This window comes from Corynebacterium sp. 212_CJEI (assembly GCF_001055915.1).
GTDB classification, from domain to species: Bacteria; Actinomycetota; Actinomycetes; order Mycobacteriales; family Mycobacteriaceae; genus Corynebacterium; species Corynebacterium jeikeium_D.
Genome location: NZ_JVPT01000064.1, coordinates 1 through 24,399 on the forward strand (window position 1 = coordinate 1; position 24,399 = coordinate 24,399).

The 24,399-nt window shown below is 60.1% G+C and carries 23 protein-coding genes; 18 read left to right on the forward strand and 5 right to left on the reverse strand.

Annotated features, from left to right (window positions below; genetic code table 11):
- Positions 1-146: 146 nt before the first annotated feature.
- On the reverse strand, positions 147-1,271 hold the full coding sequence (locus ADB02_RS08185) for an HAD family hydrolase (RefSeq protein WP_049190539.1): 1,125 nt from the start codon (positions 1,269-1,271) through the stop codon (positions 147-149).
- A gap of 164 nt (positions 1,272-1,435) precedes the next feature.
- Here ADB02_RS08185 and ADB02_RS08190 point away from each other — a divergent pair, with 164 nt between their 5' ends.
- The 17 genes from ADB02_RS08190 to rfbA all read left to right on the forward strand — a co-directional run bounded on the left by ADB02_RS08190 (position 1,436) and on the right by rfbA (position 20,210).
- The gene (locus ADB02_RS08190; protein WP_049190541.1) at positions 1,436-1,678 is read left to right on the forward strand and encodes a glutaredoxin family protein; all 243 of its coding nucleotides are present in this window, start codon (positions 1,436-1,438) and stop codon (positions 1,676-1,678) included.
- A gap of 224 nt (positions 1,679-1,902) precedes the next feature.
- A complete protein-coding gene (locus ADB02_RS08195; RefSeq protein ID WP_049190544.1) occupies positions 1,903-3,345 on the forward strand; it encodes a glutamyl-tRNA reductase in 1,443 nt (480 codons plus the stop codon).
- A 15-nt stretch (positions 3,346-3,360) separates the two neighbouring features.
- Positions 3,361-4,293, forward strand: coding sequence for a hydroxymethylbilane synthase (gene hemC, locus ADB02_RS08200; protein WP_049190547.1), 933 nt, complete (start codon positions 3,361-3,363; stop codon positions 4,291-4,293).
- Positions 4,294-4,497: 204 nt separating this feature from the next.
- Positions 4,498-6,165 carry a uroporphyrinogen-III synthase gene (locus ADB02_RS08205; protein WP_049190550.1) on the forward strand — a complete coding sequence of 556 codons (1,668 nt, stop codon included), beginning with the start codon at positions 4,498-4,500 and terminating at the stop codon, positions 6,163-6,165.
- A gap of 47 nt (positions 6,166-6,212) precedes the next feature.
- Positions 6,213-7,271, forward strand: coding sequence for a porphobilinogen synthase (hemB, locus tag ADB02_RS08210; protein WP_016421989.1), 1,059 nt, complete (start codon positions 6,213-6,215; stop codon positions 7,269-7,271).
- 45 nt (positions 7,272-7,316) lie between these two features.
- Complete coding sequence (locus ADB02_RS08215) at positions 7,317-7,961, forward strand: hypothetical protein (RefSeq protein WP_016421990.1); 645 nt, start codon at positions 7,317-7,319, stop codon at positions 7,959-7,961.
- Positions 7,958-8,338 (forward strand): hypothetical protein, encoded by a 381-nt coding sequence (locus tag ADB02_RS08220; RefSeq protein ID WP_016421991.1) that lies wholly within the window; start codon positions 7,958-7,960, stop codon positions 8,336-8,338. Before ADB02_RS08215 ends, ADB02_RS08220 begins: the two co-directional genes overlap by 4 nt.
- 19 nt (positions 8,339-8,357) lie before the next feature.
- Entirely contained in the window at positions 8,358-10,949 is a 2,592-nt protein-coding gene (locus tag ADB02_RS08225; RefSeq protein ID WP_016421992.1) for a heavy metal translocating P-type ATPase, read from the forward strand.
- 35 nt (positions 10,950-10,984) lie between these two features.
- The gene (gene hemL, locus ADB02_RS08230) at positions 10,985-12,331 is read left to right on the forward strand and encodes a glutamate-1-semialdehyde 2,1-aminomutase (RefSeq protein WP_049190552.1); all 1,347 of its coding nucleotides are present in this window, start codon (positions 10,985-10,987) and stop codon (positions 12,329-12,331) included.
- A gap of 7 nt (positions 12,332-12,338) precedes the next feature.
- Entirely contained in the window at positions 12,339-13,037 is a 699-nt protein-coding gene (locus ADB02_RS08235; protein ID WP_076772585.1) for a histidine phosphatase family protein, read from the forward strand.
- Between the two features lie 55 nt (positions 13,038-13,092).
- Positions 13,093-13,707 carry a TlpA disulfide reductase family protein gene (locus tag ADB02_RS08240; RefSeq protein ID WP_016421995.1) on the forward strand — a complete coding sequence of 205 codons (615 nt, stop codon included), beginning with the start codon at positions 13,093-13,095 and terminating at the stop codon, positions 13,705-13,707.
- 23 nt (positions 13,708-13,730) lie between these two features.
- Positions 13,731-14,591, forward strand: coding sequence for a cytochrome c biogenesis CcdA family protein (locus ADB02_RS08245; RefSeq protein ID WP_042389096.1), 861 nt, complete (start codon positions 13,731-13,733; stop codon positions 14,589-14,591).
- Between the two features lie 14 nt (positions 14,592-14,605).
- Positions 14,606-16,294: a cytochrome c biogenesis protein ResB gene (resB, locus tag ADB02_RS08250; protein WP_016421997.1), complete on the forward strand. Its 1,689-nt coding sequence runs from the start codon at positions 14,606-14,608 to the stop codon at positions 16,292-16,294.
- A 172-nt stretch (positions 16,295-16,466) separates the two neighbouring features.
- Positions 16,467-17,477 carry a c-type cytochrome biogenesis protein CcsB gene (gene ccsB, locus ADB02_RS08255; RefSeq protein ID WP_016421998.1) on the forward strand — a complete coding sequence of 337 codons (1,011 nt, stop codon included), beginning with the start codon at positions 16,467-16,469 and terminating at the stop codon, positions 17,475-17,477.
- A gap of 52 nt (positions 17,478-17,529) precedes the next feature.
- The gene (gene rfbB / locus ADB02_RS08260; protein ID WP_016421999.1) at positions 17,530-18,522 is read left to right on the forward strand and encodes a dTDP-glucose 4,6-dehydratase; all 993 of its coding nucleotides are present in this window, start codon (positions 17,530-17,532) and stop codon (positions 18,520-18,522) included.
- 102 nt (positions 18,523-18,624) lie between these two features.
- Positions 18,625-19,314: a dTDP-4-dehydrorhamnose 3,5-epimerase family protein gene (locus tag ADB02_RS08265; RefSeq protein WP_016422000.1), complete on the forward strand. Its 690-nt coding sequence runs from the start codon at positions 18,625-18,627 to the stop codon at positions 19,312-19,314.
- Positions 19,315-19,334: 20 nt separating this feature from the next.
- Complete coding sequence (gene rfbA, locus ADB02_RS08270; RefSeq protein ID WP_016422001.1) at positions 19,335-20,210, forward strand: glucose-1-phosphate thymidylyltransferase RfbA; 876 nt, start codon at positions 19,335-19,337, stop codon at positions 20,208-20,210.
- Here rfbA and ADB02_RS08275 read toward each other — a convergent pair.
- Positions 20,207-20,473 carry a hypothetical protein gene (locus ADB02_RS08275; RefSeq protein WP_016422002.1) on the reverse strand — a complete coding sequence of 89 codons (267 nt, stop codon included), beginning with the start codon at positions 20,471-20,473 and terminating at the stop codon, positions 20,207-20,209. The genes rfbA and ADB02_RS08275 overlap by 4 nt on opposite strands.
- 193 nt (positions 20,474-20,666) lie before the next feature.
- On the opposite strand from ADB02_RS08275, the gene ADB02_RS08280 reads away from it, so the two are divergent.
- Positions 20,667-21,026 (forward strand): DUF4229 domain-containing protein, encoded by a 360-nt coding sequence (locus ADB02_RS08280; protein WP_016422003.1) that lies wholly within the window; start codon positions 20,667-20,669, stop codon positions 21,024-21,026.
- On the opposite strand, the gene ADB02_RS08285 is transcribed toward ADB02_RS08280, so the two are convergent.
- The 3 genes from ADB02_RS08285 to menE are packed head-to-tail and all read right to left on the reverse strand — an operon-like array spanning position 21,023 to position 24,306.
- Positions 21,023-22,183: an alpha/beta fold hydrolase gene (locus ADB02_RS08285; protein ID WP_049190555.1), complete on the reverse strand. Its 1,161-nt coding sequence runs from the start codon at positions 22,181-22,183 to the stop codon at positions 21,023-21,025. The two genes, ADB02_RS08280 and ADB02_RS08285, sit on opposite strands and share 4 nt — an antisense overlap.
- A gap of 9 nt (positions 22,184-22,192) precedes the next feature.
- A complete protein-coding gene (locus ADB02_RS08290) occupies positions 22,193-23,089 on the reverse strand; it encodes a 1,4-dihydroxy-2-naphthoate polyprenyltransferase (protein WP_049190557.1) in 897 nt (298 codons plus the stop codon).
- A gap of 56 nt (positions 23,090-23,145) precedes the next feature.
- Entirely contained in the window at positions 23,146-24,306 is a 1,161-nt protein-coding gene (gene menE / locus ADB02_RS08295) for an o-succinylbenzoate--CoA ligase (RefSeq protein ID WP_049190560.1), read from the reverse strand.
- Between the last annotated feature and the right edge of the window lie 93 nt (positions 24,307-24,399).

Sequence of the window (24,399 nt, forward strand, 5' to 3'; positions counted from 1 at the left end):
GGGGAGAGCTGCTGAGTACGGATTAAGTAGCAAAAGATCGCGGGCTGCAAATGTGAAACTGTGCGATTTTATGGCACTTTCAGGCCATTTTTCGAGCCATTTTTGTCATAAACGCGGTCACTACCCTCGAGTACTCCTAGCAGCGCTTAGCTTTCCTTGTTCGCGTCCCACAGTCGCTTGCCGACGAGTCCCGCGCCCCCAACAACTCCTGCCAGTAGTGCTCCGATCGAGAGCCACCGCATCGTGGCGAAGGTTACGGAGCGGAAGTGACGGTAGTCGTAGATAGTCCAACCCATCTTCTGGGCGTAATTCCGCAATTTGCGATCCGGGTTGATGGCCACGGCGGTGCCCACCATGGACAGCATGGGAATGTCGTTGGCGGAATCTGAGTATGCCGTGCAGCGAGACATGTCCAACCCGGAGGAGGCCGCCAGAGCCGCTACCGCGTGCTTCTTACCCGGGCCGTGGAGGATATCGCCCACCAGGCGGCCGGTGAACTTTCCATCTTTGACCTCGGCGACTGTGCCGAGGGCGCCGGTCAGCCCGATGTGCTTAGCGATAACCTGGGCCAGCTGCACCGGGGTGGCGGTGACCAGCCAGACCTCTTGGCCAGCCTGGATATGCAGTTCCGCCAGATCGCGGGTGCCCTGGTAAACGCGGTCGCTGATCTTTTCTTCAAAGATCTCTTCGCCGAGTTTGACCATTTCATCCACATCGTGGCCGGCGAAAAACTCCAAGGCCTGTTCGCGGGCCTTAGCTACGTCGGCGGCGTTTTCCGCGCCCGAGATTCGGAATTTAAGCTGTTTCCAAATCATCCCGGCCAAATCGCGCTTCTTGATGAACCCGCGCTCGACCAACCCCATGGCAAAGAGGAAGATTGATGCGCCCTGGACAAGCGTGTTGTCCACATCGAAGAAAGCGGCTGCGCCTTGATCGCGTTCGACACCTGGAATGGGCTGCGAGAGCACACGTGCACCGCCAGCGGCATCTTCGGCACCAGCTACACTGCGAAATCCTGTAGCCAGTTCTTCGCCGCCGACGTCGTAGACCTCGCCGAGAGCTTCCAGTGCATTGGCAGCCGCTGCAGCACCAGCTTCCTCCTGTGCTTCGTCATTGAGCGGAGCGAGAACTACCTGCTCGAGGAAGTTGCGGACGTTACCCTGCGAGGACGCAAGGTCGCCCAGCATGTCGATGGGGAAGGGGGAGCGGTTGTCGGCACTGAACTCACTCACGGCACGAAAATCTCTTTCCACGGTGTATGCAACCGACATCCGTTATCGGAAGCTCTTGTTGAATAGTATCCGCTCTTTAGGCAAAGCTGCGCGCTGAGATTCAAGGAGCGGATGGGGCAAGGATAAGAAGAGTCACTTTTGCAGGGGAAGTGTGGGGAGGGGGACGTCGTAGAGCGAAACAGTCGACCTTTAGACTGGCCGTTATGGTGACTGTGACGGTGATGAGTAGGAAGACCTGCGGTTCGTGCGCTCGCGTGATTGCGCAGATTGAGCCGCTAGTTCTGGACCAAAATGCGCAGTTCCAGGTGGAAGATGTCGATACCGATCCGAACTTGGCCATGGAATTTGGCGATCGCGTGCCGGTGATTTTGGTCAATGATGAGGAAATCGCTTGCTGGGAAATCGATGATGATGAACTCCTGGAAGCGATAGCGGAGGTCGAATAAGTTCCCGAGACAGCTCTGCCGAACTGCTAGGAGCTGCGGGAACATGGCAGAATGTGGAGTAGCGGCAAAGAAGCAGTAGAGCGCTGCGAACATCGAGGTAGAGGCTAAGTAAAGTATGCCTTTGTTGTGGCGAGATGGCAGAGTTGTCTAGCGTTAACAGTCATAGCTGTGTGAAAAAGCCCGTAGCGGGGACTGTGAAGGAGCAATAGAGCGGTGATTGAGCGGTGAGTGTGCTTCTCGTCGGAATGTCGTACCGGTCTGCACCGGTGACCCTTCTTGAAAAGGTCTCTGTCGGTGAAACTGAGCGAGAGGCCATTTTGGCCCGTCTGATCGCGGATGAAGCAATCAGTGAAGCGATGCTGTTGTCGACCTGTAACCGCGTTGAGTACTACGTGGTGGCCAACGGCTTCCACTCTGGGCTATCGGCTGTGGTCCGTGAAATTGTCGGTCGTACTGGGCTCGAACTCGATGAACTGACGCCGCACCTCTATGTCCGGTATGCACAGGCTGCGGCGGAGCATGCTTTTTCGGTGTGTGCTGGTCTCGACTCGATGGTGCTGGGCGAACAGCAGATTATCGGTCAGATTCGCAATGCCTACCAGGAAGCGGACGAAGCCGGCACAGTCGGTCGCATGTTGCATGACTTGGCACAGAAGGCGCTGCACACGGGTAAGCGCGTGCACAGTGAAACTCTGATTGATAACGCTGGTGCTTCGATGGTCTCCGTGGCCATCGACGAGGCAGTTGCTGCACTGCAACCCGGATTCAACTCTGGTGTTGACGTCGCTGAGGGTACCGATATCCTGGCCGGACGTTCGGCTCTTATCCTCGGCGCCGGTGCGATGAGTTCGCTGGCCGCTAGCTACCTGGGGCGCTGCGGTATTGACCGTCTGATTATTGCCAACCGCACCGTTGACAGGGCGCAGAACCTGGCCAACCACTCCATCGAAGCGGGCATCCCCGCTACTGCTATTGCGTTACATGATTTCGCCGATGTCCTCGATGATGTGGACATTCTCGTCAGCGCCACTGGGGCCATGACTCCCGTCGTTTCAGCTGCTGATGTCATCGACCACGGCCCGCTCGCCATCGTCGACCTGTCTATGCCTCGCGACGTTGCGGAGGATGTCTCCGGGCTTGAGGGGATTGCACTATTCAACATCGAATTGCTGCAGATGACCCGCACGGAGGTCCCGGGCCGTGATGATGAGGCTGCAGCGCGCGACATTGTGGCCGAAGAGTTGGAGTCCTACCTCACGGCGCAGCGCGCAAGCGAGGTAGCACCGACTGTTCGCGCTCTGCGTGAGCGCGCGGCGGATGTGGCGGCGGCTGAGCTCGCTCGCCTGGAGGCGAAGACACCGGGTCTTACTCAAAAGGAACGTCGCGAGGTCGAGTCCACGGTTCGCCGCGTCGTCGATAAGCTCTTGCACGCGCCAACGGTGCAGGTCAAGAAGCTTTCTAGCCAGCAGGGTGGTGGCAACTACGCGCTTGCCCTGCAGAAGCTCTTCGACCTGCCCCTATCCACCCCCTCTGGCCTGTATGCTGACACCGATATCCCCGCAGATCTCATGGTAGAGGGCCGAATTGGGCGGATGCAGGGATTTGAGCAGTATGGTCTTGACAATAGTGCCATCATTGAAGGCGTTGCTGAAACCACCAAGAATTAACACCCGGAGGGAAACATGCCTGACCCAGCGACTATTCGTATCGGTACCAGGGGCTCGGAACTGGCCACGACACAGGCCGGTCACGTCCGTGATGCACTGATTGAGCTGGGGCAGCCTGCAGAGCTGGTGATTGTGAAGACCGCCGGTGACCATAACCGCCACGACCCGGTGGAAAAGATTGGCATCGGTGTCTTCACCCAGGCGCTGCGTCATGCACTCCGCGAGGGGGTGTGCGATATTATCGTGCACTCGTTTAAGGACTTGCCGACGTTGCCGGAAGACGACATGATGGTCGCAGCCGTGCCGGAGCGCGTCGATCCGCGAGAAGCGCTGATTTCCCGTGATGCTACGCCGCTGATGGACCTGCCTGAGGGTGCTCGAGTGGGTACCTCCGCGCCGCGTCGTGTCTCTCAGTTGCGTGCGCTGCGCTCCGACCTGGAACTTGTACCACTGCGTGGAAACATCGAAACCCGCATGGGGCGCGTCTCTGAGGACTTGGACGCTGTCATTCTGGCTCGCGCCGGACTGGAGCGCACGGGTCGCCTCGGAGAGATTGCGGAATCCCTGGACGTGGACGTCCTCATGCCGGCCCCGGCTCAGGGCGCCCTGGCGCTGGAGTGCCGCACTGCTGACCGCGAAATTGTGGATATTCTGCGCAAGATTGACCACCCGGTGTCCCATGCCCGCGCTGTCGCTGAGCGCGCGGTACTCAATGAGCTGGAAGCGGGCTGCACCGCTCCGGTCGCGGCCTACTCAACCGTGAGCGACAGTGGTGAACTCACCCTGCAGGCGGGGGTGTTCGCACTCGACGGTTCGCGTCAGTTGCTCGAGACCGCTACCGCAAACGTGGATAAGGCCGATGAGCTTGGCCGGAAGGTTGCGGCGGCCCTGCTTGAACGGGGTGCTCATGAGGTAATGGGCGATACCCTGCGGGAATCTCAAAAGTAACCGGTTAGTTAATTTGGCTCAAACCCTTTATGCTAATAGGCCTGTATGCATGCCGTTGGGATAAGGGTTTCCTTCGTGCGCTCGCATGTGAGATTCAGGTATCTACCTGCCCCTCACATGCGTTGGCGCATGTCCGCTTTCTTCCTTAGAGACTCATCGGCACGAAAAGTGAACAACCAATAGAAAAGAAATCACTCCGCAACGATGAACACCTCCCTCCCCTCAGCAACGGGACGCATCCTGTTCGTCGGCGCTGGTCCTGGAAATCCCGACCTGCTGACGCTTCGCGCCCGTGAGATTCTCGCAGACACCGCTATCGCCTACGTCGACGCCGATGTCATGCCGGGGGTTCGAGAGCTCGTCGCAACCGATGTGCCTGTTCCTCCCGAGCTGCTGAAGGAAGCCGAGGAAGAGTACGAGCGCATGTGCGCCGCAGCCAAGGCCAAGGGATCTCGTCGTAAGCCGCCGCGTCCGGCACCACCGACCGCCGCAGATCTGCGCACGCCTATCGACGATCCCAAGAAGATGGCCAACCTGCTGGTCGAAGAAGCCGCTAAAGGCAATGACGTGGTGCGTTTGGTGGCAGGCAATCCGCTGACCAACGATTCGCTGCTGGCCGAAATCAACGAGGTCTCGCACGCCGATGTTGAGTTCCAGATTGTCCCTGGCATGTCCGTGCCCTCCACCGTCCCGGCATTTGCCGGTATCGCGTTGGGCTCGACGTACACGGAGACCGATCTCGGTCGCGCCGATGTGGACTGGGACGAGCTGGCCCAGGCACCACAGCCGCTGGTACTGCAGGCCGTGCAGGACGACCTGTCCGCCATTGCAACTGAGCTCGGCGAACGCGGCCTGCCGTCGTCGTTGCCGGTGTCGGTGACTGTCAACGGTACGACTCGTCTGCAGCGCACCTACGACGTCACGCTGGGCACCTTGGCGCAGCTCTCGGGTGACCTGACCGGTCCGCTGGTGGTCACGCTTGGCAAGGGTGTGGACAATCGTTCGAAGTACTCATGGTGGGAAAACCGCGCTCTCTACGGATGGAAGGTGCTGGTCCCACGTGCCAAGGCGCAGGCAGGGCCGATGAGTGCCCGTCTCGTTGCGCACGGCGCCATCCCGATTGAGGTCCCGACCATCTCAATCGAGCCACCGCGCAGCCCGGCGCAGATGGAACGCGCCATCAAGGGGCTTGTCGACGGCCGTTACCAGTGGGTTGTCTTCACTTCCGTCAACGCCGTCACCGCAGTGTGGGAGAAGTTCCAGGAATTCGGCTTGGACGCGCGCTCCTTCGCCGGGGTCCGCATCGCAGCAGTCGGCCATCGCACCGCCGCTGCCATCCGCGATCTCGGCATCACTCCGGAGCTGCTTCCGGATGACACTCGTCAAAATGCCGCGGGCATTGTCGACGTGTTCCCGGAGTACATCGAGGATCTCGATCCGGTCAACCGCGTGCTGCTGCCGCGCGCCGATATCGGCACCGATGTGCTTGTCGACGGTCTGATTGACCTGGGCTGGGAAGTTGATGATGTGGTCGCTTACCGTACCGTGCGGGCAGCGCCACCGAGTGCGGATATCCGCGACATGATTAAGTCCGGTGGCTTCGACGCAGTGTGCTTTACCTCGGGGTCGACGGTGAAGAACCTGGTCGGCATCGCGGGTAAGCCGCATGCTCGCACCATCATTGCCTGCATCGGGCCGATGGCCGCAGCCACGGCTCGCGAGTACGGCCTGCGGGTAGATGTCGTGCCGGAGCGCGCAAGCATCCCGGAGCTGGTGGATGCGCTGGCAGAGCATGTTGCGCAACTGCGGGCGGCAGGGCAGCTGCCACCACCGCGCAAGAAGCGTCGTCGTTCGCGTAAAACCAAGGACTGAGCAGGGGCGTACCGGAGCGAGTTCGCGTTTTGATTAAGGTTGTCTTTATGACTACATCTGGAGCTTCTGAATCATCCCGCGAAATCGATCTCGAACAGTTTGGATTTCCTCTCCCGATTCGTCGCCCACGCAGGCTGCGCACCAACCCGGTGATGCGTGCGATGACGGCGGAGACGACACTGACTCCGAAGAATCTCATCCTGCCCATGTTTGTTGCAGATGGTATTGATGAGCCGAAGCCCATCAGCTCCCTGCCCGGGGTAGTGCAGCATACCGAGGACTCCCTGGTAGAAGCTGTGCGCGAGGCTGTTGAGGCAGGTATCTCGGCAGTTGACCTCTTCGGTGTCCCGCTGGATGCGGACAAGGACGGCGAGGGCTCTGAGTCCTGGAATCCGGAGGGCGTACTCAACCGTGCCCTGCGTCGTCTCCGCGACGAGTTCGGGAATGACATTTTGATCATGGCCGACACCTGCCTGGATGAGTTCACTGACCACGGCCACTGTGGTGTGCTGGGCACGGATCGCTTCGGCAACACGGTCGTTGAGAATGACCGCACGCTGATTAACTACATCAAGATGGCCGTTGCGCAGGCCGACGCCGGTGCCCATATCGTGTCCCCTTCGGGCATGATGGACGGCCAGATTGCCGCAATTCGCGAGGGCCTGGATGCCGCTGGCCATGAGGATGTCTCCATCATGGCGTACTCGGCAAAGTACGCCTCCGCCTTCTACGGTCCATTCCGTGAAGCTGTGGGCAGCTCGCTACAGGGTGATCGCCGTACCTACCAGCAGGATCCTGCAAACCGTCGTGAGTCCCTGCTTGAAGTGCAGCTCGACGTTGACGAAGGTGCGGACATGGTGATGGTCAAGCCGGCCATGAGCTACCTGGATATTCTGCGCGAGGTCGCGGATATGTCGCCGGTGCCGGTTGCCGCCTACCAGGTCTCTGGTGAGTACGCGATGATTCACGCCGCTGCCGCCAACGGGTGGATTGACCTGGATGCTGCGATGATGGAAGCAGTGCTGAGCATTCGCCGTGCCGGTGCGGAGCAGATTTTGACGTACGCAGCGGTGGACTTGGCGAAGAAGCTGCGCGCCCAGTTCTAATTCGCTCGGGTGAACGTGCAGTAGCAAATATCGAGAAGTGGACGGATGACTAAAGAAGAGAAGAAGCCCGCAATTCCCGAGCAGGTCGAGGGAGCTAGGCAGGCGTGGCGGGTTACGGCCGTGTTGCAGCTGCTCGTCGCTGCGGTAGCTACGGTGACCTACTGGCTGCATCCGGAAATGCTGATGAGCCCCTCAACCGCTAAGGAGAATTTCCCGGGTTTCAGCGAGGGCCAGATTGATGCTGCCATGAAGGCGACTATCGTTATCGCGTTCTTTTTCGCAGTGGGGCTTTGCATCGCGTTCTTCGCCATTATCGAGCGAATGCGCAAGGGGAGCGAAGGTGCTCGCACCGTGCTGGTTATCGGCTCGCTTTACCTGGCACTGTCGGCGCTGATGTCCTTCTTCTCTTCTACGGCTTCAGAATCGGGAGTGCCGGCATCCCTCGTTCTTATCAGCGGAATTGTGCGAATCGCCTCGGCCACTGCCGCGGTAGCGGGTCTAGTGCTCGCCGCTTCGAAGGAATCCAAGGACTACTTCGATCATCAGCGCCCGTCGAAACCGTGGACCCCGTCCGCTCCGGAATCGCATCTGCCGAGAGCGTCGAAGCATGGCGCTGATCCAAAGCGGCAACAGCAGCTGGGCCAGTCACAGCCCAAGCAATCCAAGCAGCCTGAGGAGTCCAAGCGATGATGTCCCTGCCGAGTCGGCCCTGGCAGTGGGTGCTCTTCGTCGCGCTCATCGCCCAGATTGTCCTGAGCTTGATACTGGTCACCGGCGACTATTCGCAGGCTCCCGCCGCCGTTGGCCGCGATATCTACATCGTCGCCGGTGTGACGCTGGTCTGCTCGCTTATTGGTAGCGGCTGCTTGCCGACGGCCACTGAGTTCAAACTCTCCCGGAACTGCCTGCTCATCATGGTGATTATCACGGCTCTCGCCATGTTCTTTGCCATTATGGCTGGAGCGCTGACTGTATGGGTTATCGCGCCCAGCCTGGCGATGGCGTGTGGACTACTGTTGCTCTATCGTGAATTAGCGCTCACGCGCGCCAACCAGCCACAGGATTAGACGGAAAGTTTCAAAGGCCATGAGTGACACCGGTGAGTTTGATTTCTCTCTGGACAATCGCGTTGAACAAGCGATTGTGGATGCCAAGGTCGCTGCTCGTAAGGCATTGCCACGAAGCCGTCAGGACATCGACGAAGAAAGTGCCCATCAGCGGCTTGCACACCGCAGAGGCCAGTCCAACACAGCTTTCGCACTCATCCTGGAAAACTTGGAAAACGCCGAGAGCGCTGAGCGTGCTGAGCATGTTTTGGAATCCTTTCCAGATGTGACCGCCTCTGTGGTCTACAAGCCCGGACGCGCGTGGATTACCGCGCCCGATACCATCGATCCGAATCAGTTCATCGAAGCTCTCCGCGAAATTGGGGTCGAGTCGTACCTCACGCGCAGCACGCTTCGGCGTCGTGCAACTCGGCTGGATGTGTCACAACATCGCCGTCCCGCTGTTCCGGCTGCCGCTCAACAGAATGAGGAGGAGCGCATTCGCCGTCGTGAAGCGGCCTTGCGCCGAAGCGGCGGTGGCGCGGAAGTACTGTTCACGGCGCGTGAACTGGTGACCAAGCAACGCTTTTGGGGAAGCCTGTTCCTATCGATTCCGGTGCTGGTGACGTCGTTGAACGTCAACTGGCAGTTCCCGGGTTGGCAGTGGATGTGTCTTGTGCTGACCACGATTGTGGTGTGGTGGGGTGGTTGGCCGTTCCACCGGGCAATGGCGGCGTCCCTGCGTCGGCGGATGTCGGCGCTGGATGGGGCGAGCTCCATTGCCATCCTGCTGGCGTGGCTGTGGTCGCTAGCGCAGCTTATCTTTGGTCCCGCGGGACAGATTGGATATACCACTGCGCCCACTTGGTTTGCTTTCAACTACCGGGAAAGCGCCTCGGCAGAGGTGTTTTTCGACGTTGCGTGCGGCCTGACTGTGCTGTTGCTAACAGGTCGCATGTTTACGCGCTACAACAAGGTGCGTACTGGACAAATCTTGCGCAACCTGCGCATTCCAGCTGAGCGAAACGTGACAGTCGTGCGCAAGAGCGCTAAATCCGCGGAGCCGAAACGGGTGGAGGTGACGGTCGCGGAGCTCAATATCGGTGATGACATCGTGGTTCCACCGCACTCGGTGATTCCGGTTGATGGCTCAGTCATCGGTGGTGCGTCCACGATGGATGCGCAGCTACTCGGTATCGGCGTTGAACCGCAGAAGGTCAAGGTCAATTCCAAGGTTTGGGCCGGTGCAATCAACCTGGATTCGGAGCTCAAGGTGCGCGTGGAACGCACCGGTTTCAAGACCCGGGCGTCATCGATAGCGCGCTGGCTTCGTCAAGCGGTTCGAGAAGAAACGGTGATGCACCAGACCGCAGTGCACTCGGCATCAGAGCTGGTGCCATGGACGCTGTCGTTGGCGGGCGTGGCTTTTTGCGGCTGGTGGCTGGCGACTGGCACGATGAGCGGTGCCCTCGCGGTGGCGCTGGCTATGCTCTCGGGCATCGCGCCGGTGGCATTGGCAATGTCTACGTCGACCGTGCAGCGCATCGGGATTCTGGCCGGTGCTAGTAACGGAATCTTGATTCGTGGCAATGAGACTTTCCGAAAGCTGGCCGCTGCCGATGTGGTGATTTTTAACCGAGTTGGAACGCTGACCGAGGGTGACACCCACGTGCTCGGTGTCGCCGCTGAGCGCAATGAAAATCCGGATCTGGTTCTGCGTGTGGCGGGCGCTCTCATGATGGAGAGCAACCACCCGGCATCAGCGGCAATCGTGCGCGCGTGCCGTGTATCCCGCGACGCCGGTTCCGGCGGTGGCGAGGTGCCGCACTGGATTGAGACTGTACACGTCGCAATTGCGGAAGACGGTGCGTTCGTTGGCCAGGTAGAGATCCCGGTGAAGGACTCGGACGACAAGTTGGAGATGCGCTTTGTTGAGGGGCGTGTTTGGCGTCCGCGTGATCTCACTGCACTCAGCGAGAAAATGGCCGTGGCTGCGCTCAGTGGCGGTACTCCGATGGTGGTGTCGTGGCGTGGCAAGGTCCGTGGTGTCATCACCATTGGTGAGGACATTAAGCCCGATGCGGTCGAGAGCATTGACCAGCTTGAGGATATGGGCGTGGACACCATGATGATCACGCGAGATCCGTATCCAGTAGCCCGTCGTTTTGCTGACCGGCTGAATATCTCACGAGTATTCGCGGGCATCATTGCCTCCCGCAAGGCCATTGCGGTGCGTTCGGTCCACAGTGACGGCGAGACTGTCGTGATGGTTGGCGACAAGGACATCCGGGACTCTCTGCGTGCCGCTGACGTGGGTGTTTTGATGGACAACACCGAAGGCAATCAGAATCTTGATGTTGATTACGCCGATGTCGTGGCACTGCGTAACAACGTGTTGTCGATTCCGGAGGCCATTGAAATCGCACGTGCTGTGGTGCGGATGATGGACTCCAACATCTACTTTGCGTGGTTCTACAACGTTGCGGTCATCCTGCTGGGTATGACCGGTATGATTCACCCGCTGCTGGCATCGCTTTTGATGATTTTCTCCAGCTTGTGGATCGACTGGCGATCCCGTCGAGTGTCCTCTCGCCGCAAGCATCTATTCAGGGTGAAGCTGGGACGTTGGTAGGGCAGGGTAGCCCTTCATCCGAGTGGCCGTCTACGATGGTCACCGTGACTCAAGACATTAATGCTCCTCATGTCCCAGAAAACGTTGAGCTCACCGATCGTTCGGCAGAGTTCTTTACGCAGGCTCAGGCAGTGACGCCGGGTGGCGTGAACTCGCCGGTCCGCGCCTTCGGTTCCGTCGGTGGCACCCCACGTTTCATTGACCACGCCGCGGGCTCTCGTCTCGTGGATGTTGATGGCAACGAATATGTGGACTTGGTCTGCTCGTGGGGTCCAATGATTCTGGGCCACGCGCACCCGGCAGTGGTGGAGGCCGTTCAGAGCGCCGCCACTCGCGGTTTGTCTTTCGGCGCTCCGACGACGGCTGAGACCGACCTGGCTCGTCACATCGTTGAGCGCACGTCGGTAGATGAGGTGCGTCTGGTCAATTCCGGCACTGAGGCCACCATGTCCGCAGTTCGCCTGGCTCGCGGTTTCACTGGTCGTTCCAAGATCATCAAGTTCGCCGGCTGCTACCACGGTCACGTGGACGCGCTGCTGGCATCGGCCGGTTCCGGTGTCGCTACTTTTGGTCTGCCGGATTCGCCGGGTGTCACCGGTGCATCGGCTGCCGACACCATTGTTGTTCCTTATAACGACATTGAGGCCGTCAAGGCCGCATTCGCTGAGAACCCGGGCGAGATTGCCTGTGTCATCACTGAGGCGGCAGCGGGCAACATGGGTACCGTCGCACCGCAGGACAACTTCAACGCGAAGTTGAAGGAAGTCTGCCATGCAGACGGCGCACTGCTGATTCTCGATGAGGTCATGACTGGCTTCCGCGCTTCCTACAACGGCTGGTACGGCATTGATGGTGTGGCCGGTGACCTGACCACCTTCGGCAAGGTCGTCTCCGGTGGTTTGCCGGCAGCTGCCTTTGGTGGTCGCCGCGACGTCATGGAGTACTTGGCTCCGAACGGTCCGGTGTACCAGGCAGGCACACTCTCCGGTAACCCGGTCGCTATGGCAGCTGGCCTGGCCAACCTGGAAAATGCCACGAAGGATGTCTATGACACCGTTGCGGCCAATGCAGATCGCCTGGCCACGATTCTGTCCGACGCCCTGACCAAGCAGGGCGTGGCCCACCACATTCAGCGTGCGGGCACGATGCTCTCGCCACGCTTCGCCGAGGGCGAGGGCCATAACTTTGAGCAGATGCAGGCAGCGGATACTTTCCGCTACCCGGCTTTCTTCCACGCCCTACTGGCCAATGGTGTCTACCCGCCGGCTTCTTGCTACGAGACCTGGTTCGTCTCCGCTGCGCTGACCGACGCCGACTTCGAGATTATCGAGCGTGCAGCAGCCCGCGCGGCCGAGGCGGCGGCAACCGCCAAGCCGGAGTAGGTGACACGTGCCGAACAAGACCAATTCGCAGGCAGCACAGCAGGAATCGCAGCCGACACAGCCGGAAAACCAGGCGTCTAAGCGTGCAACAAAGCACGCCAAGACCACGGTCGTACATCTCGTCCGCCACGGCGAGGTTTATAACCCGGATAAGATTCTCTACGGTCGCCTGCCCGGCTGGCACTTGTCTGAGCGCGGTCAGCGTCAGGCAGCGGCCACGGCCTCGTCCTTCGAAGGCCACGACATCCGCTACTTCGCCTGTTCCCCGCTACAGCGCACGCAGGAAACCTCACGGCCCTTCACCGAGATAATCGGCATGAAGCCGACCCTGGATGAAGATTTGCTGGAGGCTGGCAACTCCTTTGAGGGTTTACACATCAAGGGCATTGACTCCGCACTGTGGAATCCGAAGTACTGGCCACGGCTGCGTCGTCCGAGCGTGCCCAGTTGGGGCGAGCCCTACGAGGAGATCGCGGACCGTATGTTCCACGCCATCGAGCGAGCCCGCGAGGCCGCCGAAGGAGCGGAAGCGGTGCTGGTGACGCACCAGCTGTGCATCATTGCAGCTCAGCGTCGTGCGCGGTACTTGAAGCTCGCCCACAACCCGGCAACTAGGCAGTGCGATCTGGCCAGCGTGACCTCCTTGGTCTTCGTCGGCGACACCATTGTCGACGTGCGCTACAGTGAACCGGCCGGTCACCTGTAAGGTGAATAAATAGTTTTGTTGAAGTTTCACTGACCCCCGGAAGGTGGCACCCCAAGTGGCCAAGGTCTCATCGTCCCGAATTGCAGCAACGCTAGCGGCAGCAACTCTGTCTCTGTCGCTCGCAGCATGTAACCCCGGAGATTCAGTGGGACACGATGCCGTTGCCGTCGGCGGTCAGTTCGAGTTTGTTTCTCCAGGGGGTCAGCAGATCATTGACTACGCACCCGAGGAGCGCAAACCGGTCGGCAAGGTGTTCGGTCCTTCTCTAGAGGACGACGACAAGAAAATCTCCCTCGATGACTTCAAGGACCAGATTGTGGTCCTAAACGCCTGGGGGCAGTGGTGCGCACCGTGCCGATCCGAATCGGATGACCTGCAGTATGTCCAGGAACAGATGGAAGAGCAAGGTATCGGCACCGTTCTCGGCATCAACGTCCGCGACAATGTCCGCCAGGCTCCCATCGACTTTGTGAAGGACAACGGCATCACCTACCCGTCCATCTATGACCCGGCCTTCGTCAACGCCAGCGCACTCGGCGGCATCCCGGCTTCGGTGATTCCGACAACCATCATTCTGGACAAGCAGCACCGCCCGGCCAAGGTCTTCCTCCGCGAGGTCGATCACACCATGCTGATGAAGGCTGTTAATGAAGTGAAGGCGGAGGGCTAGGCCCCAGCATGGGAACTCTTGCCATGGACACGATTTATCTTGCCGATGGCATCGGCCAGCAGTTCGCCGACGCCGCCACCGGCGGTCCCATCCTATTAGGCCTGCTCGCTGCTGCGCTGGCTGGTCTCGTCTCGTTTGCCAGCCCGTGCGTCATTCCGCTCGTGCCCGGTTACGTCTCGTATCTCACCGGTATTTCCGGAGCATCGGGGGCGCAGGGCCAGGGCTTGACGACGGGCACTGCGGACGCAACCGCCGTCGATAAGCGTGACGGCGATGGAGGGCGTGGCAAGCGTTCCGCAACTGCCCGCGTCGGCCTGGCTGCGTTGCTGTTCGTGCTGGGCTTCACTGTCATTTTCGTGCTGGGGTCGGCCTCAATTTTCGGGCTCGTGTCCACGCTGCGTCTGCAGGCGCGCACGCTGACGATTGTCGGTGGCGTGGTGACCATCGTGATGGGACTCGCCTTCATGGGCATGGTGCCGGCGCTGCAGAAGGACACCCGCATGGCGCCGAAGCGCTGGACCACGTGGCTGGGAGCGCCACTGCTTGGCGCGGTGTTCGCGCTGGGGTGGACGCCGTGTCTGGGCCCGACGCTGACTGCAATTATTTCGGTGTCCGCGGGCACGCAGGGTATGACCGCGGCCAGGGGAGTGGCGCTGATTATCGCTTACTGCCTGGGGCTGGGGCTGCCGTTCATTTTGGTGGCGCTGGGGTCGGCACGCGCGATGCGTGGAGTGGACTTCCTGCGTAAGCACTCGCGAACTATTCAGCTCATCGGTGGTGTGGCGCTGGTGCTGGTCGGAATTGCCCTGGTCACGGGACTGTGGGATGTTTTTGTTGCCTGGGTTCAGGCCGCTTTTATTACTGATACGGTAACGCCAATTTAGTGAAAGATTTTTCGATGTCGGTGAATTGGAATAAGGTACGACAGCCCTTCCAGCAGGTCTGGAACTGGTTGACCAGCATGCGCACAGCGCTGATTCTGCTGTTCATCCTCGCTTTCGCAGCGGTTCCGGGCGCCCTGTTGCCACAGCGCTCGCTGAATAAGGACAAGGTCGACCAGTATCTAGCCGCCAACGGCAAGACCGCCGAGATCATGGATAAGCTGCAGCTTTTCGATGTCTTCTCGTCCGTCTGGTTCGTCGCCATCGTGGCATTGCTGCTGATTTCCCTGGTTGGCTGCATTATTCCGCGCACCATCGACCACTACAAGGCCATGAAGACGCCACCGGCCAAGGCGCCGAAACGGTTGGCGCGTCTTCCGCTTCACGACGAAGCCGTGGTCGATGCCTCTGCGGATGAAGTTTCTAAGCGGGTGCGTGAGCGCCTGAACAAGTGGGCGTTGACCGAGACTCCAGCAGATGAAGATCGCGCTGGGGCACGATCCTTTTCCGCGGAGAAGGGATACCTGCGTGAGTTTGGCAACCTGGTGTTCCACCTGGGCATTGCGCTGCTGATTATCATCGTCGGCTTGGGCCGCATGATCTATTACGAGGGTCAGGTCATTTTGCTGACCAACACCGGCACCGAGATTTCTGACGACAACGTCAATAGCGCGGTGGGCGTTCCGTTCTGTAACACCGCTGCTGCGAACTATGACTCGCTGCGTGCTGGCAACACCTTCGACGGTACAACTCTGAACCCGTTCTGTATTCAGGTCGATGACTTCTTCGCCGATTACCTGCCGAACGGTCAGGCCAAGATGTTTACCTCTCATATCCGATTCGCAGAAGAAGAGGATATGCGCAAGCCGGTCGATGAGTGGGAAAAGACCACGCTGCAGGTCAACCATCCGCTGCGCGTCGCCGGTGACCGTGTGTACCTGCAGGGGCACGGCTTTGCCCCGGCCTTTAAGGTGACCTGGCCGAATGGCGAGTCGCGTACGTCGATTGTCCAGTTCCGTCCGGATGATCCGACCTTCTTCCTGTCCTCTGGTGCGCTGCGCTTCGACCCACCAGCAGGCATGTACCCGGACTTGTTCGAGCGCCGCCAGAACCAGATTGCAATCGAGGGACTGTTCGCTCCGACCGCGGAGTTTACTGGTGAAAAGGGTGCTCTGCTGCAGTCCTCTTACCCGGCGATGCAAGACCCGGCCGTGGCTGTCGACATCTACCGCGGCGACGCGGGCTTGGACACCGGTCGTTCGCAGGGGCTGTTTTCCCTCGACCGCGATCTGATGCACTCGGGTCAGCTGGCTAAGGAAGCCCGCGTCAACCTCAAGCAGGGCGAATCCACCGAGCTTGCCGACGGCACCAAGATTGAATTCCTCGGTGCGAAGGAATTCGTCAACTTGCAGGTTTCGCACGATCCCACGCAGTTCTGGGTGCTGGTGGCAACTGTGGCCGCACTGGCGGGCATGGTTCTTTCGTTGGGCATTAAGCGCCGACGTGTTTGGGTGCGCATGTTCCCGCTGGAAGATGGCCGCACTCGCGTTGAGTTCGGTGGCCTTGCCCGCACCGACAAGGCAGGTTGGGGCGAGGAGTTCCAGTACATCGTAGATGACATCCTGGAACGTGACAGTGATGACGAGGATGCTGCTGACAACAATGCTGCGACCGACGAGAGCGCGGACGACAAGGACAAAAGCTAACTGACCACTAAGTCTGGTCCATCATTACTGCAGGGTGAATGCGCGGGGGCGAGAATTGCGCCTCCGCGCATTTTTGCGTCCCCCGTGTCCCCGGTCCCCTTTTGCTTAGTCCTGCTTTAGTACTAGGGTTTGAAGAAGTATTCCGCTAATTCCACACTTTGGAGCCAAGTACATGCTCGTCAATAAGACACTGGCGCAGTTTTCGGACTGGTCGTACTTCACGGCCTTCGCCTTTTATCTTGTGGCCTTTGTTATTTCCATTGCCTACTACAGTCGTCGTATCGCGGCCGCTGAAGCGAAAAGCCAGGTTGCGGAACGCGAGCTGGTAGCCGCCGGTGCGGGTGAGGGAGCTACCACCGCTAGTGTTGCTGACTCGGGGGAGTCGGCGACGAAGTCGTCGGCAAGCGAGCCTAAGAACCAGGTGCTGACGAACCGACTCGGCGTTGTGACGGAAATGCTGATTTACGTCGGGGTGGCCGTGCACTTTGCATCGGTGCTGCTGCGTGGCCTGGCCGTGCAGCGTTTCCCGTGGGGCAACCTCTACGAGTACGTATCAGTTTCAATCCTCTTTGCTATGGCAATTGCAGCTGGCGTACTGCATCGTGAAACCATGCGTGTGTTCTGGCCGTGGCTGTTGGCTCCGATTCTGGCGCTGATGTTTTACGGTGGTAAGAACCTATATGTTGAGGCTGCTCCGGTGGTGCCGGCACTGCAGTCGATTTGGATTCCGGTTCACGTCTCGATTATTTCTATCGGGTGCAGTATCGCACTGATTTCCGGTGTTGCCTCGATTCTCTACATGCTGCGGATGTACAACCGCGAGGGCAAGGAAAAGGGCTTCCTGGGCAAACTGGTCGCGCCGCTGCCGGATGCTCAAAAGCTGGATGCGATTGCTTACCGCACCGCTATTTGGTCCTTCCCACTGTTCGGTCTGGGCATTGTGCTGGGCGCTATCTGGGCCGAGTCCGCATGGGGTCGTTACTGGGGCTGGGACCCGAAGGAGACCACGGCGCTGATTACCTGGATTATCTACGCCCTGTACCTGCACGCTCGCGCGACTTCGGGTTGGCGTAATACCAAGGCCGCGTGGATCAACATCTTCGGTTTTGCCACCATGGTGTTCAACCTCTTCTTCATCAACCAGGTGGTTTCGGGCCTGCACTCCTACGCTGGTCTGAACTAAGTCTTCACACTTGTACAAAGCCGGCATCGCCGGGTGAACTAGAATCGCTTCCATGCGCGTTCTCGTCACCGGTGGTGCCGGCTTTATTGGTTCCAACTTCGTTCTCCGCACTCTGGCTACACGGCCCGATGTGAATGTCACGGTGCTGGACGCTTTCACCTATGCCGCGAACCCTGCGAGCTTGGATGGCGCGGACTGTGAAATCATCCGCGGCGATGTTCGTGACGCGGAGCTGATCGATCGCCTCGTGCCCCGCTTCGACGTGGTCGTCCACTTCGCCGCAGAGAGCCATAACGACAATTCGCTGGTGGATGCCGATCCCTTCGTCACCACTAATGTCATGGGCACCGTGAATCTGGCCAAGGCTTGCGCCACCCACGACGTCCGCCTTCACCACATCTCCACCGACGAGGTCTTCGGCGATCTCGCTCTCGACGATCCAGCACGCTTTACGACGGCCACCGCGTACAAACCCTCCAGCCCCTACTCGGCCTCCAAGGCTTCAGCGGATCACTTTGTCCGGGCGTGGGTGCGCAGCTTCGGGTTGGTTGCGACGATTAGTAACTGCTCGAACAACTACGGGCCGAGGCAGCATCCGGAGAAGCTGATTCCCCGCCAGATCTGTGGTCTGTTGCGCGGTCGTAGCCCTCGCGTGTACGGCACTGGCGAGAATGTTCGGGACTGGATTCACGTCGATGACCACAACGACGCGGTCTGGGCAATCTTGGATTCTGGCGAGGTGGGGGAGACCTACCTGATTGGTGCCGATGGCGAGCGTTCCAACCTCGACGTGGTCGGAGACATCCTGGAGGGCTTCGGTCGTGAGCGGTCCGACTTTGTCCATGTCACTGACCGCCCGGGGCATGACCGTCGTTATGCGATTGACCCCGCATCCATCCGCAGCCTTGGCTGGCAGCCGCGCTACCAAGACTTTTCCGCGGGGCTCGCCGAGACCATCGACTGGTATCGCGCCAACGAGTCCTGGTGGGCGGCGGCCTACGATGCCGCTGAGGCTGGCTACGCGGAGCGCGAGCAGGAGTTGTAGTTCGCTGCTGGGGCATGCCTAGCGAACCCTCAACGCACACTCAGTGCACACTCAACGCGTGCCACAGCCTCAGCCCGGGCGCCCCGTCTACACTTGTTACCCATGAGCCCTAAGAGCACATTCCAGCCCACTTCTATCGACGGCGTTTTCACCTTCGAACCGGTCATCCACGGCGACAGCCGCGGTAGTTTCCACGAGTGGTATCGCCTCGACGCATTCGCCGAGGCCACGGGCTACCCGTTCTTCCCGGAGCAGGCCAACATGAGTGTCTCCGCCGCAGGCGTTGTCCGTGGCCTGCACTTCGCTGACGTCAGCACCGCGCCAGATGGCCACCCCGGCCAGGCGAAGCTGGTTACTTGTCCCGCGGGCCACATCCTCGACATTGCGGTTGACCTGCGTCGCGGCTCCGATACCTTCGGCAAGGTCGAGGTTTTCGAGCTCGACAGCAAGACCCGCCGAGTGGTCTATCTGCCCAACGGCATCGGACATGGCTTCGTCTCGCTTGCCGACGACTCTGTGCTCACTTACCTCACTTCCACCGGTTACAACCCGGAGGCAGAGCGTGCTGTTAGCATCCAGGACCCGACTCTCGGAATTGACCTGGCTGCGCTGCTGGCCAAGGGTGGTCTCACCGACGCGGACATGATTCTCTCCGAGCGCGATCAGAAGGCTCCGACTATCGAGCAGTTCGAGGCCGAGGGCAATAAGCTCCCCAGTGAGTTTGACTGCAAGGATCTTGAGAACATGGCTCGCGACGAGTGGGCAATCGCCAACGAAGCGGCCGGGCAGTAAGGCAGAAAGGCGCGAGCACTATGAAGGGCATCATCCTCGCAGGTGGTACGGGCTCTCGGCTGTTTCCCATCACACTTGGCGTAAGCAAGCAGCTGGTTCCCGTCTATGACAAGCCGATGATCTACTACCCGCTGAGCACGCTGATGCTAGCGGGAATCAGGGACATCCTCGTCATCACCACGCCACATGATGCCCCGCAGTTTGAACGCTTGCTTGGCGACGGCTCGCAGTGGGGCCTCACCCTCACCTTTGCCACCCAAGACGAGCCCCGTGGTCTCGCTGAAGCGTTCATCATCGGTGCGGACCACATCGGCGATGACTCCGTTGCCCTCATCCTCGGCGACAACATCTTTTACGGTGCTGGCTTGGGCACGCAGCTGCGCCGCTTCCATAACGTCGATGGCGGAGCGATCTTCGCCTACTGGGTCGCAGATCCCACAGCCTATGGAGTCGTGGACTTCGACCAAAGCGGCAAAGCCGTGGCGATCCAGGAGAAACCGAAGAAACCACGCAGCCATTTCGCGGTGCCTGGTTTGTACTTCTATGATGCCGAGGTTGTTGAGATAGCTCGCTCGCTGCAACCGTCGTCACGCGGCGAATTGGAAATCACGGATGTTAACCGCGCCTACTTGGAGCGCGGGAAACTGCAGGTAGAGGTGCTGCCGCGCGGCACGGCATGGCTGGACACGGGCACGGTGGACAATCTGATGGCCGCGGGTGATTTCGTGCGCACGATTGAGCAGCGGCAGGGGCTAAAGATTGGCTCGCCGGAAGAGGTGGCGTGGCGCATGGGATTCATTGACGATGCTGCGCTTAGCGCGCGTGCCGACGCCCTCAGCGCCAGTGGCTACGGGGAATATCTACAGCAGTTGTTGCTGCGTGGCAAGGACGTTTAGTCAGTTTCGCCGGGATTATCGGGGTTGTCGTCCTGCTCCCGTTCGCGCCGCTCCTGCAGCTCCTGCTCACGTTTACGGCGATCGAATTCGGCCTTCTTGAGCTTCCAGAGAAACTCCGGATCATCGTCGGGAGCGAGCGGACGGGGTTCCGGTTGCGGAGCGGAAATACGTCGCATGCCGTTGCCGCGACTGCCGGGGCCAAATGCCTTCCACAGCATGACTACGACAAGGATGATGAACAGCAGCAGAATGAGCCGACCCATGTAATAGCTAACCTCCTGGATTTACCGACTAGAATACGCAACGAGTCCCGTAGTGCCCACGAGGGGTATCGCACTGCATGCGGTACGGCGTACAGAGTTCGTTAGGGTACAAAGGAACGTTGGACACGAACAGCCATGGACGCTAGCAACGCCCGGGCACAGCACAGGCGTAACACGTAGAGGTGAGGGTTTAATGACCAATCCAGCAGAGCAGGACAAGTTGGCTTCTGAGGCTCAGATGCCAGCAGCTCCGGTGACCAAGAATGCTGGTCGCGGCAATGCCATGAAGGGGCTGTTCTGGTACGGCCTTGCTCGTCTGCTGCTATTCCTAGTGCTGTTCTTCATTCTGCTCGTGATTATCTACCTCGTTAATGTGCAGATTCCGGCTGCAATTACGGCTGTGTTCGCACTGATTATTGCGATGCCGCTGTCGGTTTTTGTGTTCCCGAAGCTGCGCGTCCAGGCCAATGAGTCTGTTGCAGTGTGGTCGGAGAACCGCCGCGCGCACAAGGAATACATTGCGCAGCAGATTAAGGACCGCGAGGAAAACTAGCGCACCTTCTCCAGGGCCCGCTCGATAGCCCGGTTCACCGCTTCCGGAGCCTCGAGCGGCAACATGTGGCCGGCCCCGTCGACTTCAACCAGTTCGGCGTCCGGCCACTTTTCCATAATTAGGTCTGCTTGCTTGCGCGGAGTGACATCGTCCTTCGTGCCCACCAGTACCGCTCCTGGCAAGCCCTCCAAGTAAGGCCCGGATGCGAACTCGTCGTGATCCTGCAGGTCGTCGAGATATCCCACGAAAGTTTCCAGCGGTGTTTCATTAATCATGGCCGCGTGGAACTCGATGATCTCGTAGTCCGTGCGCCGGGCGAACACCGCCACCGCCAACGACGGCGCCATCAGTGACGCGATTGCCTCGCGGAACTTGCGAATCTCCTTCGGCGAGGACTCAATTGCATTGCGCGCCGCATCCGCCACCGGGGACGCCAGAATCTGCGGCACACCCTGGGCGGCCAGCTTGTCGATAGACGTGGAAATCAACACTACGCCTGCTATCCGACGGCGAATGCTTTCCTCGGCAGCCCGCACCATGTGCAGTGCAATCAAACCGCCTAGCGAATGCCCAACCACGATGAGTTTTCCGGTCGCGGCACGCTCGGCGATCACGGCCAGCGCATCGGCCGCAGCACCTTCGACCGTGCAGAGTGAAGCCGGAACCGCTCCGGTCTGGCCGTGGCCGCGCAGATCCATAGTCAACAGGCGTGCTTCCGGGTGCGACTTGCGCAGCGCGTTGAACTGCCGGTACCAGGACTCACCAGCCAGGGTGAAGCCGTGGACGAAGACGATGGTCACGGGTTCTTTGGCGGGTTCGCTAGGTTCAACCTCGTACCAGTGCACCGGAATATCGGTGGTGACAGCATCCGGCTTGTCGCTGGCCTTCCGCTCGTCGTCCTTGGCCGCAATCTCGGCCGTGACCGGTGCGGTCTTGATATGCACCACGCCGGTTGACGTGAGATCGGTGAGTCCCGGTTCACGGGTCTGCGAATGCAGCGCACCGTGCTCCAGCGCCAGTCGGCGGCGTCCCGATTTGGTCAAACGCAGAGCAGCGCTGCGGGCGAAAGCTGGAGCCTTGGCTGCTGTGTCGCCAACTCGGGTTGCGGCCTCCTGGACGTCGTCAAGCGCCTTGTGCATCAGTGTGCGGAAATCCATCGGTGCCCCTTAGCTGAGAGCGAGCGCGAGTGCCGTGATGACGGACCAGACAAGCATCATCTTGCCGGTAAGCCCCAGTACCGGGATGAGCTCCTTGCCCTTCTGATGCATGCGAATTGGCTCGGAGGCCTTCACCCACAGCGGCACGATGAGCAGACCCACCAGCGCCCATGGGCGCCAGAAAGCGATAAAGATGCTGGCCAGCGCGGGCATGAGTGAGAGAATCTGCCAGACGATGCGGGTGCGGAAGTCGCCCAGGCGAACTGCCAACGTGATCTTGCCGGTGGCGGCGTCGGTGGGGATGTCGCGCAAGTTGTTCGCCAGGTTCACGGCAGAAGACACCGAACCAATACCGATTGCGCAGGCCAGGCCGACCCAAGACAGCGAGCCCGTCTGGGTGAATTCCGTGCCGAGCACCGCGACGAGACCGAAGAAGACGAAGACCGAGACCTCGCCAAGTCCGCGATAACCGTAGGGATTTTTACCGCCGGTGTAGAACCACGCAGCCGCGATGCACAGTGCACCGACCAGAATGAGCCACCACGCGCTCATCAGGGACAGCGCCACACCGGCAAGACCGGCGACACCAAAGGAACCGAACGCCGCGTACTTCACAACCTTCGGCTCGACCAGACCAGAACCCGTCAGGCGCAGCGGGCCCGAGCGGTCATCGTCAGTGCCGCGGATGCCATCGGAGTAGTCGTTGGCGAAGTTCACGCCCACAATCAACGCCCACGCGACAACCAGCGCGAGCACCGCACGTCCCCAGATAATCGGCGCGTGCGTCGATGCCGCTCCGACACCGACGATGACCGGCGCAAACGCATTCGCCCAGGTATGGGGGCGCGCGCCTTCCAGCCAATCGCTTAACGACGCCGTTGCAGGACTCTTTGGTGCTTCAGACATGAATTAATAATAGGACGTGACACCAAATGCCTTGAACTAATGCGTGTCTGAATGAGCTAAAAGAGCGCCGCGACTTTCTTCCGGTCGACCTTGCCCGGACCAATCAGTGGCAGAGCCTCCACACGACGCAGGTCCTTCGGAATCATCCAGTGATTGATTCGCCCGGCGTCTTCAGCATCGCCGAGCCCGTCCATGACATCGCCGAGCTCAGCGGTGCCTTCATACGCTGCGACGATAGCGTGGCCGAGCCGTGGGTGTGGCACACCGACCACGCAGGCTCCCGTAACTCCATCGATGGCGAGCAGTTCACGTTCGAGGACTTCGGGGTGCAGCTTCAACCCGCCGGAGTCGATGATGGTGTCCAGGCGTCCCGTAATGACTAGTCGGCCATCGCGGATCTCGCCCGCATCGGAGGTGGCGAACCAACCTGGTTTATGGAAAGCCTCGTGACCGGGCGCATTGCGGTAACCGTGCGCGATCATCGGTCCGCCCAGCCAAACGCGACCATTTTCGATGGCGACCTGTGCACCCTCGATGGGCTGGCCGTCATAGACGCAGCCGCCGGCTGTCTCGGAGGAACCATAGGTGGCCACGACGTTGATGCCCAGCTCTTCAGCGCGTGCTGCCACCTGCGGGTTCAAAGCTGCGCCGCCGACAAGTACGGCATCAAACAGGCGCAGGGCTGCCGCACCAAAGGGTTCTTCCATGGCCTTGGCCAGCTGCATCGGAGCCAGCGAGGTGTAGGCGCGGTGGCCGGCGCCAGCGCCTGTGAGGGCCTCGGCGCCGTCGGCGAATGCGGCAACATCAAAACCGTCGGTCACATCCACACACACCGGATCCGTGCCAGCGAGCAGCGAACGAATGAGAACCTGCAGGCCAGCGATATGGTAGGCCGGCATCGCCAGCATCCACTGTCCTTCACCGCCGAGCCACTGATGTGTAGCGGTAGCAGAGGAGACCAAGTTATCCACCGTCAGCTGTGCACCCTTCGGTGTGCCGGTGGAACCGGAAGTGCCGACAACAAGCGCGATGGACTCATCAATCGGCTCACCTGCGCGTTGCGAGTTCCGCAAGATTGAGGCGCGCGTGCCGTCGTGAAGCGGAACGGGAAGAAGAGAGACCTCACCGTCCAGCGCGGCGCGGAGGTCGGGCAGGATGGCGGTCGGGTCGTGGGGATTGACGGAAAGCAGGCTGAGCGTACGCACAACCCAAACCATAGCCCGTGTTGTGCCGTAGTTTCTGGTGGCGAGGTCGGAACAATCGTGGCCTCGGGCGCGTTGCGCAGACCAAAGACAGTCATAGATAGAAAG